Source organism: Microcystis sp. M53598_WE2, assembly GCF_030067735.1.
GTDB classification, from domain to species: Bacteria; Cyanobacteriota; Cyanobacteriia; order Cyanobacteriales; family Microcystaceae; genus Microcystis; species Microcystis aeruginosa.
On record NZ_JASJFE010000852.1, the window covers coordinates 1 to 1,314 of the forward strand.

Consider the following 1,314-nt stretch of genomic DNA (forward strand, 5'->3'; position numbering starts at 1 on the left):
AGATTATTTCTCAAATCCCAAAGTTTTTTAATCACTTGAGGCTCAGGATATTCTCCCAATTTCCTTATGATTTCAGCACGGATATCGCTATCCTGTTCCTTTTCTAGTTGAGCTAACAACCCATTAATAATGGTGTTTTCCATTTTTAAATCAATCTCCTGGATTGGTGGTCTTCTCATCCGCACTAATTTTGTCTGACAGTAAAAGACTGCTCTAATTGAGAATTTTCAGCGTAGCGTGTTCGCAAAACTCTCACTGATTCATCGTCATTAATGTCAACAAAATAGCCCTTTTTAAAGAGAATCCTTCTTAGGGAAGTAATTCCCACCCGCTCATCTAACTCAAGGTAATCCTTAAGATGGGATCCTAGATTTTTGTTGAAATCCGCGTTTAGATTTTTTGGGCTATGATTGAACATTTCAGCCAAGTCATCGGCGGAATAAAGTCCTGTAGCCGCCCGATAAAATATCTCCTTATATTTATCAGATAAGGGTTCGATTTCTTTCAATAAAGCTTCTAGTTTGAGTATATCCAAACCACAGTTTCTTGCCTGCTTTTGGGCATCGCATAGTGATGGGGGAGTTGACGAGAGCGTCTTCATGGCTGTATTACAGTTTCTTGCCTGCCTTTCGGCATCGGATAGGTTTTGGGGCATTTCGGATAGGTTTTGGGGCATTGACGAGAGCGTCTTCATGGCTGTATTTTCGAGCTAGTTAGCATATTTTGAAATGGAGTACCAACAATTATTGTTTAATGATAGCAACAATTGTTGGTTTAAATGGACAACAATTGTTGGTTTAACTTTGCAATATTTGTTGGTTTAACTTTGAAATATTTGTTGGTTGATCCTTACAGTAAGTGATTATATTGTGGATACCATTGAAGAAAATAGAGCGATAGTAAAAAACAGTACAAAAAAGCTGGATCGAGTGTTGCCGCACTGCCCAGCTTGAATTCAGTAAACGTTCTACCTATCGCTTCCCGTCTTTATGATCCCCACCGTAGAGTTTTACCAGTTCTGTTACGGTACGGAGAAAAACGAACTCGTAGGGCTTGATCTCGCCCAGAGCTACGCCGTAAAAGAGGGAGCTTAGGAGCATGACAGTGAGTAAGTTCTTCATATTGATTGACCTCCTGGCTTCTTGAGTCCACTTACTAAGGTTTTAAGTCTCCTGGTGGGCTGTTGAGAGGGCTAATCCCGATGATGCGAAGCTAGGAGAGGGCCAGTACCCTTGCGGGTGCTGGCTCTTTACTCATCATTATCATCCCCGCATCTTAGCTTATTAGGGTAGATTGAGTAAAGCTAAAATGTTA

At 40.7% G+C, this 1,314-nt stretch carries 2 protein-coding genes; both read right to left on the reverse strand.

Translation table 11 applies throughout. The annotated features are described in order from the left end of the window. On the reverse strand, positions 1–143 hold a 143-nt coding region (locus tag PX636_RS17200), incomplete at its 3' end, for a HEAT repeat domain-containing protein (RefSeq protein ID WP_288118013.1). Positions 144–184: 41 nt separating this feature from the next. After that, complete coding sequence (locus tag PX636_RS17205) at positions 185–676, reverse strand: hypothetical protein (RefSeq protein ID WP_288118015.1); 492 nt, start codon at positions 674–676, stop codon at positions 185–187. Positions 677–1,314: the final 638 nt, after the last annotated feature.

What these genes read in the sequence shown, in the direction of transcription:
- PX636_RS17205 (WP_288118015.1), bottom strand. Translation starts at nt 676, where the DNA reads ATGCCCCAAAACCTATCCGAAATGCCCCAAAACCTATCCGATGCCGAA.